15 protein-coding genes and 1 pseudogene are annotated in these 17,540 nt (G+C 66.9%); 6 read left to right on the top strand and 10 right to left on the bottom strand.

Features of this window, described 5'->3' with window-relative positions:
* Positions 1 to 113 precede the first annotated feature (113 nt).
* Genes AC1DIP_RS01285 through AC1DIP_RS01265 form a run of 5 tightly spaced genes read right to left on the bottom strand, consistent with a single transcriptional unit; the run spans position 114 to position 5,897 of the window.
* Complete coding sequence (locus tag AC1DIP_RS01285) at positions 114 to 1,532, bottom strand: sulfate adenylyltransferase subunit 1 (RefSeq protein WP_477732568.1); 1,419 nt, start codon at positions 1,530 to 1,532, stop codon at positions 114 to 116.
* The gene (gene cysD, locus AC1DIP_RS01280; RefSeq protein WP_477732567.1) at positions 1,532 to 2,500 is read right to left on the bottom strand and encodes a sulfate adenylyltransferase subunit CysD; all 969 of its coding nucleotides are present in this window, start codon (positions 2,498 to 2,500) and stop codon (positions 1,532 to 1,534) included. The genes AC1DIP_RS01285 and cysD overlap by 1 nt, the downstream gene beginning before the upstream one ends.
* Positions 2,497 to 3,252 carry a phosphoadenylyl-sulfate reductase gene (locus AC1DIP_RS01275; protein WP_477732566.1) on the bottom strand — a complete coding sequence of 252 codons (756 nt, stop codon included), beginning with the start codon at positions 3,250 to 3,252 and terminating at the stop codon, positions 2,497 to 2,499. Before AC1DIP_RS01275 ends, cysD begins: the two co-directional genes overlap by 4 nt.
* Positions 3,252 to 4,997, bottom strand: a complete 1,746-nt coding sequence (locus AC1DIP_RS01270; protein ID WP_477732565.1) for a nitrite/sulfite reductase — start codon at positions 4,995 to 4,997, stop codon at positions 3,252 to 3,254. The genes AC1DIP_RS01275 and AC1DIP_RS01270 overlap by 1 nt, the downstream gene beginning before the upstream one ends.
* 54 nt (positions 4,998 to 5,051) lie before the next feature.
* A complete protein-coding gene (locus AC1DIP_RS01265; RefSeq protein WP_477732564.1) occupies positions 5,052 to 5,897 on the bottom strand; it encodes a sirohydrochlorin chelatase in 846 nt (281 codons plus the stop codon).
* 60 nt (positions 5,898 to 5,957) lie between these two features.
* On the opposite strand from AC1DIP_RS01265, the gene AC1DIP_RS01260 reads away from it, so the two are divergent.
* Together AC1DIP_RS01260 and AC1DIP_RS01255 are read left to right on the top strand one after the other, a co-directional pair.
* Positions 5,958 to 6,611: a TRIC cation channel family protein gene (locus AC1DIP_RS01260; RefSeq protein WP_476206629.1), complete on the top strand. Its 654-nt coding sequence runs from the start codon at positions 5,958 to 5,960 to the stop codon at positions 6,609 to 6,611.
* A 51-nt stretch (positions 6,612 to 6,662) separates the two neighbouring features.
* Positions 6,663 to 7,091 carry a hypothetical protein gene (locus AC1DIP_RS01255; RefSeq protein ID WP_477732563.1) on the top strand — a complete coding sequence of 143 codons (429 nt, stop codon included), beginning with the start codon at positions 6,663 to 6,665 and terminating at the stop codon, positions 7,089 to 7,091.
* 115 nt (positions 7,092 to 7,206) lie between these two features.
* Here the strand turns inward: AC1DIP_RS01255 and AC1DIP_RS01250 are convergent.
* The 4 genes and pseudogenes from AC1DIP_RS01250 to AC1DIP_RS01235 all read right to left on the bottom strand — a co-directional run.
* A pseudogene (locus AC1DIP_RS01250) lies at positions 7,207 to 7,707 on the bottom strand (endonuclease domain-containing protein); the annotation flags it as partial.
* Between the two features lie 314 nt (positions 7,708 to 8,021).
* Positions 8,022 to 9,122 carry a polyprenyl synthetase family protein gene (locus AC1DIP_RS01245; RefSeq protein ID WP_477732562.1) on the bottom strand — a complete coding sequence of 367 codons (1,101 nt, stop codon included), beginning with the start codon at positions 9,120 to 9,122 and terminating at the stop codon, positions 8,022 to 8,024.
* Complete coding sequence (locus tag AC1DIP_RS01240) at positions 9,119 to 10,450, bottom strand: geranylgeranyl reductase family protein (RefSeq protein ID WP_477732561.1); 1,332 nt, start codon at positions 10,448 to 10,450, stop codon at positions 9,119 to 9,121. The genes AC1DIP_RS01245 and AC1DIP_RS01240 overlap by 4 nt, the downstream gene beginning before the upstream one ends.
* A gap of 3 nt (positions 10,451 to 10,453) precedes the next feature.
* On the bottom strand, positions 10,454 to 11,230 hold the full coding sequence (locus AC1DIP_RS01235; RefSeq protein WP_477732560.1) for a demethylmenaquinone methyltransferase: 777 nt from the start codon (positions 11,228 to 11,230) through the stop codon (positions 10,454 to 10,456).
* A gap of 117 nt (positions 11,231 to 11,347) precedes the next feature.
* Here AC1DIP_RS01235 and AC1DIP_RS01230 point away from each other — a divergent pair, with 117 nt between their 5' ends.
* The 4 genes from AC1DIP_RS01230 to AC1DIP_RS01215 all read left to right on the top strand — a co-directional run bounded on the left by AC1DIP_RS01230 (position 11,348) and on the right by AC1DIP_RS01215 (position 15,665).
* Positions 11,348 to 12,748, top strand: a complete 1,401-nt coding sequence (locus tag AC1DIP_RS01230; RefSeq protein WP_477732559.1) for an isochorismate synthase — start codon at positions 11,348 to 11,350, stop codon at positions 12,746 to 12,748.
* Positions 12,749 to 12,937: 189 nt separating this feature from the next.
* Complete coding sequence (locus AC1DIP_RS01225; RefSeq protein ID WP_477732558.1) at positions 12,938 to 13,891, top strand: ABC transporter substrate-binding protein; 954 nt, start codon at positions 12,938 to 12,940, stop codon at positions 13,889 to 13,891.
* 35 nt (positions 13,892 to 13,926) lie between these two features.
* Positions 13,927 to 14,892 (top strand): amino acid ABC transporter permease, encoded by a 966-nt coding sequence (locus AC1DIP_RS01220; RefSeq protein ID WP_477732557.1) that lies wholly within the window; start codon positions 13,927 to 13,929, stop codon positions 14,890 to 14,892.
* A complete protein-coding gene (locus AC1DIP_RS01215; protein ID WP_387557928.1) occupies positions 14,889 to 15,665 on the top strand; it encodes an amino acid ABC transporter ATP-binding protein in 777 nt (258 codons plus the stop codon). Before AC1DIP_RS01220 ends, AC1DIP_RS01215 begins: the two co-directional genes overlap by 4 nt.
* A 99-nt stretch (positions 15,666 to 15,764) precedes the next feature.
* Here AC1DIP_RS01215 and menD read toward each other — a convergent pair whose 3' ends face one another.
* A complete protein-coding gene (gene menD / locus AC1DIP_RS01210) occupies positions 15,765 to 17,525 on the bottom strand; it encodes a 2-succinyl-5-enolpyruvyl-6-hydroxy-3-cyclohexene-1-carboxylic-acid synthase (RefSeq protein ID WP_477732556.1) in 1,761 nt (586 codons plus the stop codon).
* Positions 17,526 to 17,540: the final 15 nt, after the last annotated feature.

The raw sequence follows: 17,540 nt of genomic DNA, 5'->3' as shown, positions 1-17,540 counted from the left end.
GCCCCGCATAACCGTTGCCGGGCAGCACCGGTTATGCGGACCGGGGCCGGTTACGTGAAAAGCACGAAGGCCCCGCTCCAGATAACTCCAGTGCGGGGCCCGTGCAAGCCACATCAGATGCTGTAGCGCTCGTCCTCGTGGTCGCCCGGGTGGTCCTTGACCAGGCCGGCGGCCAGCGTGTTGCCGTCGAGCGGGTCGATCACCAGGAACGCACCGGTGCGGCGGTGGTGCAGGTAGTTCTCCAGCGGCAGCGGCGCGGCGAGCCGGAGCTGCGCGTGGCCGATGTCATTCAGTTCCAGGCTCGAGGCACCCTCAAGCTTGAAGGTGGCCAGGTCCAGCTTGCCGGACACGCTGCGGACCATCGCCTGCACGGTGCGGGTGCCGTGCTTGACCAGCACCTTGGCGCCTTCGCGCAGCGGCTTCGGGGACAGCCAGCACAGGGCGGCGTACAGGTCGGCGGAGGCTTCGCGGACGGTGCCGGCGGCGGCAATGGTGTCACCGCGGGCCACATCGAACTCGTCTGCCAGCCGGATGGCCACGGACTGCGGGGCGGCGGCTTCCTGCAGGGGAGCGCCGGCGAAATCGATGCCCGCCACGGTGGTGGTCCTCGGCGACTGCCCCGGTGTCAGCACGGAGACCTGGTCCCCCACCTTCACGGAGCCCTCGGTGATCTGGCCGGCGTACGCGCGGTAGTCGCGGTAAGCCTCAACGTCCAGGCCGGCGGCGACGGCGTCGGGAGCCAGGGCGCCCTGCGGCCGGACGACCAACTGGACCGGGAAGCGGAAGCTTTCCAGGTGGCTTTCGAGCTCATCGGCGGCGGGCAGGGTCTCTAGGACCTCCAGCAGCGCCGGGCCGGTGTACCAGGGGGTGCGCTCCGAGCGATCCACCACGTTGTCGCCGTCGAGCGCGGAAACGGGGACCACCAGCAGGTCGCTGATGCCGTCCGAGCCCAGGCCCAGTTCCCGGCCCACCTGCTGCACGTCGGCTTCGATGCCGCGGAACACGGACTCGCTGAAGTCCACCAGGTCGATCTTGTTCACGGCCACGATCACGTGCGCCACGCGCAGCAGCTGCAGCACGGACAGGTGCCGGCGGGTCTGCTCCAGGACACCCTTGCGGGCGTCGATGAGGACGACGACGGCATCCGCGGTGGACGCGCCCGTCACCGTGTTCTTGGTGTACTGCACGTGCCCGGGGCAGTCGGCCAGGATGAAGCTGCGCCGGTCGGTGGCGAAGTAGCGGTAGGCCACGTCGATGGTGATGCCCTGTTCGCGCTCGGCGCGCAGGCCGTCGGTCAGCAGGGCCAGGTCGATCCCGCCCTTTTCGCCGCCGAAGCCACGGTCCGCGGAAGTGCGGGCCACAGCGTCGAGGGTGTCAGCGAGGATGGCCTTGGAATCGTGAAGGAGGCGGCCCACCAACGTGGACTTGCCGTCGTCGACCGATCCTGCCGTGGCGAAGCGGAAGAGGGTGGTGGGCAGGGCCTCGTTGATCGAGCTGGCCTCGGCGATTGAGCCTGTCGAAATCGTGGTCATTAGAAGTACCCGTCCTTCTTGCGGTCTTCCATGGCGGCCTCGGAGATGCGGTCATCTGCGCGGGTGGCGCCACGTTCGGTCAGGGTGGAGGCGGCAACTTCAACCACCACGTCGGATACGGTGAATGCGTTCGATTCAACGGCGCCGGTGCAGGACATGTCCCCCACGGTCCGGTAGCGGACGGTCTTGGTGATGACGTCCTCATCGGGGCGCGGCTGGGACACTTCGCCCACTGCGCGCCACATGCCGTCGCGGGCGAACACCTCGCGCTCGTGGGCGTAGTACAGGCCGGGCAGCTCGATGTTCTCGCGCTCGATGTAGCGCCAGATGTCCAGCTCGGTCCAGTTGCTGATGGGGAATGCGCGGACGTGCTGGCCCACGGTGTGGCGGCCGTTGTAGAGGTTCCACAGCTCGGGGCGCTGGTTGCGCGGATCCCACTGGCCGAACTCGTCGCGGAGGCTCAGGATGCGCTCCTTGGCGCGGGCCTTGTCCTCGTCGCGGCGGCCGCCGCCGAACACGGCGTCGAACTTGTTCTGCTGGATGGCGTCCAGAAGCGGGACGGTCTGCAGCGGGTTGCGGGTGCCGTCGGCACGCTCTGCCAGCTCGCCGCGGTCGATGAACTCCTGCACGGAGCCGACCACGAGTTTCAGGCCGAGGCGCTCAACGGTGCGGTCGCGGAATTCGATGACCTCGGGGAAGTTGTGGCCGGTGTCCACGTGCAGCACGGGGAACGGTACTTTGCCGGGCCAGAAGGCCTTGGTGGCCAGGTGCAGCATCACCACGGAGTCCTTGCCGCCGGAGAACAGCAGCGCGGGCTTCTCGAACTCGGCAACAACCTCGCGGATGATGTGGATGGCCTCGGACTCGAGGGTGTCCAGGCTGGACAGGCGCGCCGGAGTGTGGACCGGCTCAATCACCGGAACGCTGGTTGAGCCTGCCGATACCAAAGTGTCATGTGAAGTGCTCATACGTGAAGTCCGCATTCTGTCTTGTCGGAACCTGCCCAGCGGCCGGCTCGGGGGTCTTCGCCGGGCGCCACCTTGCGGGTGCAGGGCTGGCAGCCAATGGAGGGGTAACCCTGGGAAAGGAGCGGGTTGACGGGCAAAAGGTTGTCGTCCGAGTACTGGACCAGCTGGTCGAACGTCCACGCAGCCATGGGGTTGACCTTGACCAGGCCGTTCTTCTCGTCCCAGGAGACCAGCGGCGTGTTGGTGCGGGTGGGGGCTTCGTCGCGGCGGACCCCGGTGAACCAGAGTTCGTAGCCGGCCAGGGTGCGCTGCAGCGGAGCCACCTTGCGGAGGGCGCAGCACTGGGCGGCGTCACGGGCAAAGAGGTCCTTGCCAAGGAGCCGGTCCTGCTGTTCCACAGTGTTCTCCGGGAGGACGTCCACCACGTTGACGCGGAGGTTCGCCGCCACTTCGTCGCGCGTGGCGTAGGTTTCCGGGAAGTGGTAGCCGGTCTCCAGGAACAGGACGTCGACGCCGGGCATCTGGTCCGCGACCAGGGCCGGCAGGACGGCGTCTGCCATGGAACAGGCGACGGCGACAGCCGGCAGGTCGAAGTTGCGCTCCACCCAGGCGATCACGTCGCGGGCCGGTGCATCCCAGCCGAGCTCGGCGGCGCCGGCCTCGGCCAGGGCCTTGAGCTCTTCCTTGGAGCGGAGGGTGGGGGCAGTGGCAGGCGATGCCACGGGGTCTGCTCCGAGTGCGTGCTGGGACATTACTGGAGTGCCTCCTCGTCTGCTGCGTGGGCCCATTCGGCGAAGGTCTGGCCTTCAATGCGGTCGGCTACGAACCGGCGCACTACGCGCTCAACGTAGTCCGGCAGGTCCTCGACATAGACCTTCAGGCCGCGGACGGTACGTCCGAGCCCGGCTTCCTCGCGGTGGTTGTTGGCCAGGCCGCCGCCCAGGTGGACCTGGAAACCCGGGGAGGGATCGCCGTCGGGCGTTGGCAGCATCATGCCCTTGAGGCCGATGTCCGCCGTCTGGATGCGGGCGCAGGAGTTGGGACAGCCGTTGATGTGCAGGGACAGCGCAGCGGGCAGCTGGCCCGAGCCGGCCAGGTCTGCCAGCCGGCGCTCCAGCTCGGCAACCGCGCTGGCGGCGGTCACCTTGGTTTCGACAATGGCCAGCTTGCAGTACTCAATGCCGGTGCAGGCGATGGTGCCACGGCGGAACACGGACGGACGGGCAGACAGGCCCAGGCCGTCCAGCTCCGACACCAGCGGCTCCACCTGGTCCTTCTCGACGTCCAGCACCACGATCTTCTGGTGCGGCGTGGTGCGCAGCCGGTAGGAGCCGCGGGCCTCCAGGGTGTCCGCGAGCTTGACCAGGCTGGAGCCGGACAGCCGGCCAGCGATCGGGGTGGCACCGATGAAGAACTTGCCGTCCTTCTGCTCGTGCACGCCCACGTGGTCGCCTGGGGTTGCGGGCTTGGGCGCGGCGGGACCGTCGGCCAGCTTGTAGCCCAGGTATTCGTCCTCGAGGATCCGGCGGAACTTCTCCGGGCCCCAGTCGGCCAGCAGGAACTTCAGGCGGGCCTTGGTGCGCATGCGGCGGTAGCCGTAGTCGCGGAAGATGCTGGTCACGCCCAGCCACACATCGGCGGCCTCCTCCGGCTTCACGAACGCGCCGAGGCGCTTGCCCAGCATGGGGTTAGTGGACAGCGCGCCGCCCACCCACAGGTCGTAGCCAGCGCCGAGCTCGGGGTGTTCAATGCCCACGAATGCGCAGTCGTTGATCTCGTGGACCACGTCCTGGCTGGGGTGGCCGGTGATCGCGGTCTTGTACTTGCGGGGCAGGTTGGACAGCAGCGGGTTGCCGATGAACCGTTCCCCCAGCTCGGCGATGAGCGGGGTGGGGTCGATGATCTCGTCCTTGGCGATGCCGGCCACGGGCGAACCCAGGATGACGCGGGGCACGTCGCCGCAGGCTTCGGTGGTGGACAGGCCCACCGACTCCAGGCGGTTCCAGATCTCGGGGATGTCTTCGACCCGGATCCAGTGCAGCTGGATGTTCTGGCGGTCGGTGAGGTCGGCCGAGTCGCGGGCGAAGTCGACCGAGATCTGGCCGATGACGCGCAGCTGTTCGGTGGTGAGCGCACCGCCGTCGATCCTGACGCGGAGCATAAAGTACTTGTCTTCGAGCTCGTGCGGCTCCAGGGTGGCGGTCTTGCCGCCGTCGATCCCCTGCTTGCGCTGGGTGTACAGGCCCCACCAGCGGAAGCGGCCGTGCAGGTCCTGGCCGGGGATGGCGTCGAAGCCTTCCTTGGCGTAGATGGACTCGATACGCTCGCGGACGTTCAGGCCGTCGTCTTCCTGCTTCCAGGTTTCGTTGGCATTCAGCGGCGTCTTGCCGTCCACTTTCCACTGGCCGTGCGGCTTCGCAGCGGGGCGGGACGGGCGGGCGGGGCGCTTGGTGGCAGCGGAGTCCGCGGACGCTCCGGCTAGAGCTGTATCAGTCATGCAACGACTGTAGGGCGCCCCCGAATAGCGTCACAAAGGCCCGGAAACGCTAAGTCACCTAGGGAAATATTTCGTCACGAAACGCCGGAGGACCTTGAAGAACCCACCCTGCTGTGCATCGCCGGAAGCCCCGTTTGGCGTCTCAGTGGGTGCTTCCCCGGGCGTTCCGTCCATGGTGGCGACGGCGGCGTCGTACCTGTCCAGCGCGATCTCCGCGAGCGTCGGGGACGGCAGCAGGGGCTGGGTCACGACGTCGGCACCCGCCTTGGCCAGCTGGTCGTGGAAGAAGCCCGGAGCAAGGAGGTAGGACGCAATCACCACCCGGCCACCGACGTCGACAGCCCCGGCGGACTCCCCCGCGCCGGCACCCCCGGCGAGTTCCTCGCGGAGCATGGCAACGGCGTCGGGCACTGAGGGCTGTGCTGAGGCACCATAGGCGGCCACCATCCGGTTGGACCGGAGCTGCCGCAGCTGGCCCAGGAGTTCCTCGACGCTGACCGCGGCATTGGGATTCGACGAGCCCGCGGCGGCCAGCACGACGACGTCGTTGTCGGTGGTGCCGGCCTCGCGCAGCCGCTGGTCCAGGAGGGCCGCCAGGCGCGGGTCGGGGCCAAGCGGCGCCGCGGCGGCACTGCCCGGCCGGCTCTTCACAGCCTTGGCGATATCGACTTTGACGTGGTAGCCGACGCTCAGCAGCAGCGGCACCACCACCGCAGCTTTGCCCTCGGGCAGCCCCGCCACCACGTCCACCAGGTCCGGCTGCTGGACATCGACATAAGCCTCGCGGACATCAAGGCCCGGCCGGAGCTCCGCGATGGCGGCACGCAGGGCATTAACCTCTGCGGCCCCCTGTGTGTTTGACGTCCCATGGGCACAGGCGATCATGATGGGGCTGTTCATACGGGCTAGCGTAACGTTGGAGCCGCCCTGTCCGCCCTCTTTGAAACAGCGGGACGCCCCATGACATTCGCCTTTGACAACTCCCCGGTATGGCTGGATCTGCTGGGCGTGTTCTTCTTCGCCGTTTCGGGTTCACTGCTGGCGGCGCGGAAGCAGATCGACATCGTGGGATCACTGCTGTTGGCCTCACTGGTGGGCCTGGGCGGCGGCGTGATCCGGGACATCGTTTTGGGCATTGTGCCTGCTGCGTTCACCAATCCGGCGTACCTTGCACCTCCGCTGCTGGCCATGGCATTGGTGTATTTCCTGTTTTCCAGCGTCCAGCGCTACACGTCGCTGCTGACCCTGTTCGACGCCGCCGGCCTGGCACTCTTCTGCATGACAGGTACGGTCAAGGCCCTCGCCACCGGCCTGAACCCGGTGGCGTCAGTACTGCTGGGGGTGACGACGGCCGTGGGCGGCGGATTGCTTCGTGACATCACCGCCAATGAGGTGCCGGAGCTTTTCAACCCCAAGGACATCTACGCGCTGCCCGCATTTGTGGGTGCCTCGTTCACCGCGGTGCTGTGGGTCCTGGGCGTGTTCAACGTGCTGACCGCCGCCGCCACCGCGGCATTGGTTTTCGCGTTCCGCGTCCTGGCCTGGCGGCGCTCCTGGCAGGCGCCGCTGGCGGTCCGCGGGTGGCACCGGCGGGCAAGCGATTCGGGGCTGTGACATTGGTTTCCATGTCATTTTGGGAGCCTCTGGATTAGCTAGGATATGAGCATGACTGACATGTTCCTCGAGAAGTTCCGCGCGCTTGTTCCGAAGTATCTCGAGGATGAATGGCAGGAAGCCGATGGCCTGACTCCCGAGGAGCTCGACAAGGCCCTGGCCGACCACCAGTTCGAGATCCCCCTGGTCCTGCGCGAGTTCTACCTTGCCCTTGGGGGCTGCGAGGACCTGATGGAGGCCTACCACTACTTCTGGGACCCCGAAGAGCTCGAGGTGGACGACGAAGGCTTCCTCATGTTCCTCGAGGACGAAGAGGAAGCGTTCACCTGGGGCTTCCGCGTGGGCGACCTCGGCATCCCGGACCCCATCGTGTACCGCCGCAACAACGCCCGCGGCCAGTGGAAGTCCGAGGAAGGCACCTTCTCCGAGTTCGTCTTCGACATGTTCGAGTGGGCGTTCGAGGACGAAGAGGAAGAGTAAGCCTCCGCGGCTTCGGTTGACGCTCCGGCTTTGACGTAAATGCGTCACTTATGGACCGGATTTTGAGCTGTGCCCCTGCGTTTGCAGGGGCACTCGCCGGTTAAGAGCCCATAAATCACGCAAACAGGTCGCCAAGCCCGCTGTTCGTCGGCCTCCGCCACACCCGCAGCACCGCCTGAACCTCCGCGACCATCGCCTCGGGCCGGTGGATAACGTCCTCATAGTAGTAGCGCAACACCAGGTAGCCCCCAACTATGCTCCGGTTGTTGCGCCGCTGGTCCCGTTTGATGGACTTCGGCTCGAAATGCGTTGAGCCATCCGTCTCCACTACCAGGCACTCCTCGACGAGGAAATCCACCTCTCCAACTCCGGCAATGTAGACATGCCGCCGAACCCGTAATCCGGCCCGCGCGAAATGGACATCTACGAGTACCTCCAGCACGGAGTCCGCGCGGGGAATCACCAGATCCAGCACCGCCCTGGTGCGCCCGTTGCGGCGTCCTTGGCAGCACGCGTAGAGGAAATCGAGCGAGAGGGCACCGGCGCCCACAGCCGACTGCACCATCACCAGCGCCTCCAGCTCCGGCAGGCAGTGCACGGCATGAAGAAGCACATCCAGCTATAAATCACGCAATTCTGCGAGGACGCATCCACAGCCGGCGGAGCTCCCTGAAAACTCTTTGACACATGCAGTTACAGAGGACTTGCGCATTGTGACAAATCTGTCATAAGCTATTCACGGATCCGCTAAACGCCTCCGGCGGGTCTGATGCGAACGGAGAGATAGCCCCGGTTCACAGCAGCTTCGGTTGCTGAGGACCGGGGCTATCCCGTTAAGCCCGGCTGCCACGGCCGAGTCGGCACAACGAAGAAGCCCAGTACCTCCTTGGCTGGATCAACCAGGGGTACCGGGCTCCTAACGGACAGTAATCAGCTGGCGCGGTCCACCACAGCCAGCGCGAAGTTGGACAGCGACTCCTTGACAACGCCCTCGGGCAGCGGAGCCAGGGCGTCAATGGCTTCCTTGGCCCACTGGCGTGCAACCACCCAGGACTCCGCGGTGACAGGGTGCTCCCGCAGTCCAGCAACAGCCGCAGCAAGCGCTTCGTCGGAGGACAGGTCGCCGTCAATCAGCTTCAGGAGGTCGACGGCGGACTGGTCGCCGTCGACGGCAGCCTTGCGCAGGAGCAGCACCGGCAGGGTGGGTACCCCTTCGCGCAGGTCGGTTCCCGGTGACTTGCCGGACTTGACCTTCACGCCCGTCACGTCGATGACGTCGTCCGCGAGCTGGAAGGCCACGCCCACCTTCTCGCCGTACTCCACCAGGACGTCCTCGTAGGCTTCGTCGGCGCCGGAGAAGATGGCACCGAACTGGCCGGAGGCGGCAACCAGCGAACCGGTCTTGTCGGCGATGACGGAGAGGTAGTGCTCCACCGGATCTTCATCCGGCCGCGGGCCCACGGTCTCGTGCAGCTGGCCCAGGCACAGCCGCTCGAAGGTGCGCGCTTGGATGCCCAGTGCGCGGCCTCCGAGCTCGGACACCAGGATGGAGGCGCGGGCAAAGATCAGGTCCCCGGTCAGGACCGCGACGGAGTTGCCCCACACCTCGTGCGCCGTGGGAGCGCCGCGGCGGAAGGGAGCGGAGTCCATGACGTCGTCGTGGTACAGGGTGGCCAGGTGCGTAAGCTCAACCACGACGGCGGCCTGCACCACGGCGGGCAGCGAGGCGTCGCCGAGGTGGGCGCAGAGCAGGGTCAGCAAGGGCCGGATCCGCTTGCCGCCGGCTTCCACGAGGTGCCGCGACGTTGCGTCAGCCAGGGGGTCCGAGTTGGCGATGGCCTCGCGGAGCTTCTTCTCCACCTTGGCCAGGTTGTTGGTGATGGCCGGCCCCAGCTCGTCGTCCCCCGCGATGGCCGCAAATCCTGCAGGGAGCTGAAGTCCCGTGGCGATGGCGGTGGTGTTGAGGCTGGGTTCGGAGTCCGGCAGGCCGTGCCCGGCGTGCGTCCAGCTGTGGTCTGCGGAGTTGGTCACGGGTTAACCCTAACTTTTTGTTGCGGATACCGCTGGTTCGGAGCTGACGGGGTATTGGATGTGGCCGGAACCAGTGATTCCAGGACGCGGATCACCCGGTCCTCGAAGCCCTTCGCGGACGGGTCCGTGAGGTTGGCAAGTAGCCGGACCACGAACCGCATCAGCACCGGGATGGGCATGCCGGTCCGCAGTGCAAGCTTCATGACGGCCGGCTTCCCGATCAGCGCGGCGAAGGCCCGCCCAAGCGTGAAATGCGAGCCCCACTGGCCCCGCACATAGTCCGCGTACCGCGAAAGGTGCGCATCGGCGTCGTACGTTCCGCCCGAGGCAGCCGTGCGTGAGGAGGCGTCGATGATGAACTCCGCGGCGAAGCGCGCGGACTCCATGGCGTAGGAGATACCCTCGCCGTTGAACGGCGAGACCATGCCGCCGGCGTCGCCGAGCAGGAGCAGGCCGGGCGAGTAGTGCGGGGTGCGGTTGAAGCCCATGGGGAGGGCGGCGCCGCGGATCTCGCCCACCTGGTTCTCCGGCGTGAAGCCCCAGTCTGCAGGCATCCCCGCGGTCCATTCGCGCAGGACCTGCTTGTAGTCGAGCTTGCCGAATTCCTTGGACGAGTTCAGGATGCCCAGGCCAACATTGGAGGTGCCGTCGCCCACTCCGAACACCCAGCCGTAGCCAGGCAGCAACTTGCCGTCGCGGCCGGGAAGCTCCAGCCAGCCTTCCATCCAGTCGTCGTCGGTGCGGGGGGAGGTGAAGTAGGTGCGGACGGCGACGCCGAGCGGGCGGTCGTCGCGCTTTTGGATCCCGAGGGACACGGCGGTGCGGGTGGAGTTGCCGTCGGCAGCGAGCACGACGTCGGCGCTGAACTCGCCCGTCTCCCCCGTCTTGCGTCCGGACCCGTCCAGGAGCGCTGCGCGGAGACCTGTCACGCGGCCGGTATCGTCCCGCAGGGCCTCGGTGACGCTGTGCCGCTCAAGGATCGTGGCGCCGGCAGCCTCGGCGTGGCGCGCCAGTTCCTCGTCGAAGCCCAGGCGCGTGCGGATCAGTCCGTACTGCGGAAAGTCGGACACCTCGGGCCAGGGCAGCTCGATGGTGCGGCCGCCGGCGATCAGGCGCAGGCCCTTGTTCCGGCGCCAGCCCTCGTTCTCCGGGTGCGGCAGGCCGAGCTTCTGGACCTCGCGGACGGCGCGCGGCGTCAGCCCGTCACCGCAGACCTTCTCCCGCGGGAACGCCGTCTTTTCCAGGACCGTGACCGCAAGCCCGGCCTTGGCAAGGTAGTACGCGGCGGTGGATCCGGCCGGACCCGCGCCGACAATCAGTACCTTCACAGGTCAGCGAACGGTGTTGCGGCGCAGCTTGGCCACCGGGCCCTTGTGCGCAGCGATGGCGGCAGCAGCGCCGTCGGGCGAGGAATCGGCAGGCTTGAACGCACGGTGCACGGCCACGATGCCGCCGGTCAGGTTGCGGTAGGTGACCTTCTCCCAGCCGCATTCCTGCAACCAGGCTGCGAGGTGGTCCTGGTCCGGCCAGGCGCGGATGGATTCGGCGAGGTAGACGTATGCGTCCGGGTTCGAGGCGACCTTGACGGCGATGGCGGGCAGGGCGCGCATCAGGTATTCGGTGTACATGGTGCGCCACAGCGGAACCACCGGCTGGGAGAACTCGGCGATGACCAGCCGGCCGCCGGGCTTGGTGACGCGCAGCATCTCGGCCAGCGCCTTCTTGGGTTCGTTGACGTTCCGCAGCCCGAAGGAGATGGTGGTGGCGTCAAACGTGTTGTCGGCGAACGGCAGGTTGGTGGCGTCCCCGGCAATGAAGTCGATGTCGGGGCGGCGGCGCTTGCCCACCTTCAGCATGCCCAGGGAGAAATCGCAGGCCACCACGTCTATGCCGGCGTCGGCATACGGCTCGCTGGAGGTACCGGTTCCGGCCGCGAGGTCCAGGACCCGCTGGCCCTTGGAGACTTCCATGGCATCCACCACGATCTTCCGCCAGCGGCGGGTCTGCCCCATGGAGAGGACATCGTTGACGACGTCGTATTTCGGTGCGACGTCGTCAAACATCGTGGCTACTTCGTCCGGACGCTTATCCAAGGATGCTCGGTTCACCATGACATTGTCTCAAATGTTCCTGACGGTGCTGACCAGTACGGATTCGGCGTGGCCGGGGGCGGAAAGTTACTGCGAAGTACTGTGAATTACTGTCGGGGGTACTGTTGATCCATCATGACGAGCACGTTCCGCACCCTGACGGTCCCCCTGGATGGCAAAGCATTCCCCGGGGGACTGCCTTCGTTTCTGGTCCGTGACGATGTCCTGTGCTGGACCCGGCGCGAAGCCGGCCTGGCGGGCTTCGGCGAGATCGCCCGCTTCACCGCCACGGGACCGGACCGGTTCCTGGAGGCGGACATCTGGTGGCGGCACCTGGTCCTGGAGGCCGAGGTGGCGGATTCCGTGGAGCTGCCGGGCACCGGCCCTGTCGCTTTCGGCTCCTTCGCGTTCTCCAAAACGTCGGCCCACGAGTCCCGGCTGATCGTGCCGGAGATCGTGGTGGGCGTGCGGGACAACCAGGCGTGGCTCACCCATCTGACGTTCGACGGCGGCCCGCTCACCGAAGAGACGGCCCTCGCCGCGCTGGACCGCTGGCTGGACGGCGGTTCCGACGCTGCCTCTGCCACGGAAGGCACGACGCCGGCAGCGGACTCAGCCGGGGACGCGTCGGTTGGTGACGTGCCCGGCCAGGCGCGCGGCGCCGTCGTCCGCCCCCTCCCGCTGGCTGCCGGCGCAACGCTGCACACCGGCTCGCTCAGCGAGGAAGCCTGGATGGAGGCCGTGGCCGCCGGTGTTGCCGAAATCCGCACGGGCGCCCTGGAAAAGCTGGTGCTGGCCCGGGACGTCGTGGCAACTATTCCTTCCGGCGTACATGCCGCAGACGTCCTGCGAGAGCTGGCTGCCCGGTACCGCGAATGCTGGACCTACGGCGTGGACGGACTGGTGGGGGCCACCCCCGAGATGCTGATCCAGGTGGAAGGACGCACCGCCCAGGCGCGGGTGCTGGCCGGTACCCTGGACCGCCGCGACGCCCACGGCGAGGACGGCCTGCCAATGGACTACGCCACCCGCGTCCTGGCCGGCTCGGAGAAGCAAAGGCATGAGCATGAGATCGCCATCCAGTCGTTAACCAAGCAGCTGGCGCCGTTCTCCGAGGCGATGAATGCCCATGACGAACCCTTCATCCTGGAGCTGCCCAACGTCTGGCACCTGGCCTCCGACGTGAAAGCCGAGCTCACCGAGGTGGAAGGCCACGTGCCCACCTGCCTGGCCCTGATCAACGCGCTGCACCCCACCGCTGCTGTCTGCGGAACGCCCACGCTGGTGGCCGGGGAACTGATCCGCAAGCTGGAGCACCTGGACCGCGGGCCATATGCCGGTCCCGTGGGGTGGCTGGACGCGGCCGGCAACGGCGAATGGGGCATCGCCCTGCGCGGTGCGGTCATCGAGTCTCCTGAAACCGTACGGCTGTATGCCGGGTGCGGCATCGTTGACGGATCGCAGCCGGAGGCCGAATTGGCCGAGACCTGGGCCAAGTTCCGGCCGATGCTGGAGTCCCTGGGCATCAACAGCTGACGTTCTTTTTGCGCCCTCCTGGATAAGGAGTCTGGGATGACAGACTACTGCTGCTCTGGAAGGCTTGATTTTGTCACCGTTACAGTTATCCAATAGTGAAACTTAGTTGCGTGTGACGTACCTCTCTTGTTGAGCGTTACACTATAAGCCGCGTTAGTACCTCATAGCCCCTGCAACAAAAGGTAAGAAATGCAGACTCCCCGTACCCTCCTGGGCACGTCCAAGCTGACCGCTGCCACCATGATCGCCATCAGCGCCCTGGCCCTCTCAGCATGCACCAACGCCTCGGAAACGGGTCCCTCCAGCGCGGCTACCTCGTCGGGCAGCGCCAGCGCCAGCTTTGATCCCACCACCGTCAAGAAGGACGACTCCCTGGCCGCCATGGTCCCGGACGCCATCAAGTCCAAGGGCACCATCACGGTTGGCTCCGACACCAGCTACGCCCCGGCCGAATTCCTGGGTGCGGACGGCCAGACACCTGTCGGCTACGACGTGGACATCGCCAAGGCCATCGGCGCCACCCTGGGACTCAAGGTCCAGGTCCAGACCGCGGAGTTCACCGGCATCCTCCCGGCCCTCGGCCCCAAGTACGATCTGGGCATCTCCTCATTCACCATCAACCCGGAGCGCCTGGGTGCAGTGAACATGGTCAGCTACTTCAACGCAGGCACCGCGTGGGCCGTCAAGAAGGGCAACCCCAACAAGTTCTCCCTGGACGATGTGTGCGGAAAGTCCATCGGTGTGCAGACCGGCACCGTCCAGGAGGACCCGGACCTGTCCGACCGCAACAAGAAGTGTGTTGCTGACGGCAAGAAGCCCATCGACATCGTCACCCTGAAGAACCAGACCGATGTCACCACCCGCCTGGTGAACGGCAGCATTGATGCCATGGCCGCCGACTCCCCCATCATCGGCTACGCACTGACCCAGACCAACGGCCAGCTGGAAAAGCTGGGCGACGTCTACGACTCCGCACCGCAGGGCATCGCCGTTGCCAAGGCCGACACCGCCTGGGCAGAGGTCATCCAGAAGACCGTCACCAAGCTCATGGCAGACGGCTCCTACAAGAAGATCCTGGACGGCTGGGGCAACTCCGAAGGTGCCATCACGAAGTCCGAGGTCAACCCGGCGGTTAAGTCTTGAGTTTTCGCGTTACCGACGACAAGTCAGGCGTGCACATGGAACACCATCAACACCGGGACGCACCGGTACTGAATAAGTCAGTGCCGGTGCGCCACCCCGGCCGGTGGGTCAGCGCCGTCATCATCCTTCTCCTGGTGGCCGCGTTCCTGCAGAGCCTGTTCACCAACCCCAACTTCCGCTGGGATGTTGTGGGCACCTACATCCTGGACGTGAAAGTGGTCCAGGGTGTGGGCTGGACCCTCCTGCTGACGGTCGCGTCCATGGTGCTGGCCATCGTCCTGGCCATCCTGCTGGCGGTCATGCGGCAGTCTGACAATCCGGTGTTCCGCTGGACCAGCTGGGTGTGGGTGTGGTTCTTCCGCGGCACCCCTGTCTACACGCAGCTGGTGTTCTGGGGCCTGGTGACGGTTCTCTACCCCGCCTTTACCCTGGGCATCCCGTTTGGTCCCGAGCTGTTCAGTTACGCGCTGTCGGATCCGAGTAAGGGCTTGATCCCCGCGATCCTGGGCCTGGGCCTCAACGAGTCCGCCTACCTGGCGGAAATCTTCCGTGCCGGCCTCAAGTCCGTGGACAAGGGCCAGCAGGAAGCCGCCGAAGCACTGGGCATGTCCAAGGGCAAGATCATGTGGCGGATCATCCTGCCGCAGGCCATGCGGATCATTGTTCCGCCCACCGGCAACGAAACGATCGGCATGCTGAAGACCACCTCGCTGGTCCTCGCCGTTCCGTTCACCCTGGACCTGACCTTCGCCACCAACGCTCTCGCAAACCGCATCTACCTCCCGATCCCGCTCCTGATCGTTGCGGCGTTCTGGTACCTCCTGGTCACCAGCATCCTCATGGTCGGTCAGCACTACCTTGAGGCGTACTACGGCAGGGGCGTGGACAACTCGGCCCCGGCAGCGGTCAACCCGGCAGCCGCCAAAGCCGCCGGCGCCGGCGCCGGTGCTGATGCCCAGCGGTCCATGAAGACGGACTTCCCCGAGGAGAGTGCACGATGACCGTCACAGCAGAGAAGCCGCTGGTCAAGATCGAGGGCCTCCACAAGTACTACGGGCACCACCATGTCCTCCGGGGCATCGACATGACCGTCAACCAGGGCGAAGTATCGGTGGTGATCGGCCCTTCCGGTTCCGGCAAGTCCACCATGCTGCGCTGCGTGAACCTCCTGGAATCCATCAGCGCCGGCCGGATCTCCGTGGGCGGCCAACTGATCGGCTACCGCGAAGTCAACGGCAGGCTCCACGACCTCAAGACCAAGGAAATCGCCGCCCAGCGCCGCGAAATCGGCATGGTGTTCCAGCGCTTCAACCTCTTCCCGCACAAGACGGCGCTCCAGAATGTGATGGAGGCGCCGGTGCACGTGAAGGGCCAGTCCAAGGCTGCCGCCCAGAAGCGGGCGCTCGAGCTGCTGGACCGGGTGGGGCTCGGCGACCGTGCCGGCCACTACCCGTCCCAGCTTTCCGGCGGCCAGCAGCAGCGCGTGGCCATCGCCCGTGCCCTGGCCATGGAACCGGAGCTCATGCTGTTCGATGAGCCCACGTCCGCCTTGGACCCGGAGCTGGTGGGTGATGTCCTGAACGTGATGAAGGACCTCGCCAAGTCCGGCATGACCATGATCGTGGTGACCCACGAGATCGGCTTCGCCCGCGAGGTGGGTGACACACTGACGTTCATGGACGGCGGCGTGGTGGTGGAATCGGGCGATCCCCGCGAGATCATCGCCAACCCGCAGCATGCCCGCACCAAGGAGTTCCTGGGCCGCGTCCTCTGACACGGTTCCACGCTTTCGACACGCAAATGCCCTGTCGCTGCCGGTATTCCGGCAGCGACAGGGCATTTCCGCGTCGTGGGGTAATGTGCGCGTCGGCTGCTACTGCCCGGAGAGCACTGACTCCACCGCAGCGGAGACGGCATCCCTGATCTGTGCGTGGAGTTGCCGCAGCGACCGGCGGTCCGTGCGGACCTCCACGATGCTGCGCCCCTGCACAGGCTGGCCCAGCGCTTCGGCGAGTCCCGCCGTCGTACTCACCAGGGAATGCCCGACGCCGTACGCTGCGGCGAGTGCCGCGATGTCCACCGAGTGAGGGGTGCCGAAGAGGCGCTCGACGGCGTCTCCGTAGCGGCCGCCTTCCTCCACTCCCCCGTGCTCGAGCAGGCTGAAGATGGCGCCGCCGGAATCATTCAGGACCACGATCCGAAGGTCCGGCTGTTCTTCGCCGGCGCCGAGGAGGAGGCCGCCGACGTCGTGCAGGAAGGTCACGTCGCCCAGCAGGACGGTGGTCTGCTGCCGGCCGCCGAGGGCGATGCCGGTGGCGGTGGAGATGGTGCCGTCGATGCCGGCCAGGCCCCGGTTGGCATACACGATGGCGGCTGGATCCGCGGCGGGAAGGCCGGCGAGGTCAACGTCGCGGATGCCGTTGGAAGAACCGAGCAGCAGCTGGCCGCGGGAGTGCTTCCAGACCAGCGCCGCCACAGACGGTCCGTTCGCGGCGGGTTCGGCGGACACCACCCGGTCCAGGGCGTGCTGCGCGGCTGATCCCGCCAGCAGCCAGGTGTCCAGCCAGTCGGAGGCCCCCCGGCCGGCGAATTCGGCGAGGTCCGCCAGGTTCTCCAGCGGCAGCTCGGTGCGGCGCCCGGGCTCGTACCAGGCCACCGGGACGGGCTGGTACAGGGCGGATTCGACGTCGGCACTGGCCAGCAATGCGGCCACCGGACGGGAAAGCGTGGGCCGGCCGAACAGCACCACGCGCTCGATGGGCTGCGCGGAGCCGGCCCGGAAATGTTCCAGCAACAGCCGGTAGGGGCCTACGGCGTTGGGGCCGAAGCGGGAGTTGGAGGAGGGTTCGGCGAGCAGCGGCAGGTTGTGGGCGCGGGCGAATGCTTCGGCAACCGGACCGGCGTCGTGCCCCGCGAGCACCACCGTGCGCCGCTCCGGCAAGGTCTCCGGGACCGGGGGCAGGTTCATGACCAGCGGTTCGGCCCCCACCCGGTAGCGCTGCCGCTCCACGGCGTCGGGCAGCCGGTCCCCTGGGGCGGGAACCAGCGGATCGCGGAACGCGAGGTTGAGCTGGACAGGGCCCGGCGGAAGGTCCGGGAAGGCCCCGGTGGCTGCAGACAGTCCGGTCTGGATGGCCCGCTCGGGGTTGCTGCCGGCGGGAACATCGGCGGCGAACCGAACCTGCTCGCCAAAGAGGTCCGGCTGCACCGTGGTCTGGTTGGCCCCGGTCCCGCGCAGCTCATCCGGCCGGTCCGCTGACAGGACGATCAGCGGGACGGCCGCGTGATTGGCTTCCATCACGGCCGGCATCAGGTTTCCGACGGCGGTCCCGGACGTAGTGAGGACGGCTGCGGGCGAGCCGCTGGACAGGGCAAGGCCCAGCGCGGTGAAGCCTGCGGCACGCTCGTCGATCCGGACCAGCAGCTCCACCCGGCCCGCGGCGGAGGCCTCGGCGAGGGCGTAGGCCATTGGCGCCGACCGCGAACCCGGCGATACCACCACGTGCCGCACGCCGCCGTCGAGCAGGACGTCGACGACGATCCGCGCCGCAGCAAGGGCGCGCAGCTCAGCCTCGGGGGCGTCAGGGCTGCCCAGCCCGGGGGTGTCCGGGGTTGGTTCGTTCAACGAAGTCACCAACCCAGTCTGCCA

Source organism: Pseudarthrobacter sp. 05T312 (assembly GCF_056396685.1).
This window is presented reverse-complemented; position numbering and strand designations above follow the sequence as displayed.

Excerpts from the sequence above, each read along its gene's own strand:
- AC1DIP_RS01285 (WP_477732568.1), bottom strand. The coding sequence starts at position 1,532 with ATGACCACGATTTCGACAGGCTCAATCGCCGAGGCCAGCTCGATCAAC.
- cysD (WP_477732567.1), bottom strand. The coding sequence starts at position 2,500 with ATGAGCACTTCACATGACACTTTGGTATCGGCAGGCTCAACCAGCGTT.
- AC1DIP_RS01275 (WP_477732566.1), bottom strand. The coding sequence starts at position 3,252 with ATGTCCCAGCACGCACTCGGAGCAGACCCCGTGGCATCGCCTGCCACT.
- AC1DIP_RS01270 (WP_477732565.1), bottom strand. The coding sequence starts at position 4,997 with ATGACTGATACAGCTCTAGCCGGAGCGTCCGCGGACTCCGCTGCCACC.
- AC1DIP_RS01265 (WP_477732564.1), bottom strand. The coding sequence starts at position 5,897 with ATGAACAGCCCCATCATGATCGCCTGTGCCCATGGGACGTCAAACACA.
- AC1DIP_RS01260 (WP_476206629.1), top strand. The coding sequence starts at position 5,958 with ATGACATTCGCCTTTGACAACTCCCCGGTATGGCTGGATCTGCTGGGC.
- AC1DIP_RS01255 (WP_477732563.1), top strand. The coding sequence starts at position 6,663 with ATGACTGACATGTTCCTCGAGAAGTTCCGCGCGCTTGTTCCGAAGTAT.
- AC1DIP_RS01230 (WP_477732559.1), top strand. The coding sequence starts at position 11,348 with ATGACGAGCACGTTCCGCACCCTGACGGTCCCCCTGGATGGCAAAGCA.
- AC1DIP_RS01225 (WP_477732558.1), top strand. The coding sequence starts at position 12,938 with ATGCAGACTCCCCGTACCCTCCTGGGCACGTCCAAGCTGACCGCTGCC.
- AC1DIP_RS01220 (WP_477732557.1), top strand. The coding sequence starts at position 13,927 with ATGGAACACCATCAACACCGGGACGCACCGGTACTGAATAAGTCAGTG.
- AC1DIP_RS01215 (WP_387557928.1), top strand. The coding sequence starts at position 14,889 with ATGACCGTCACAGCAGAGAAGCCGCTGGTCAAGATCGAGGGCCTCCAC.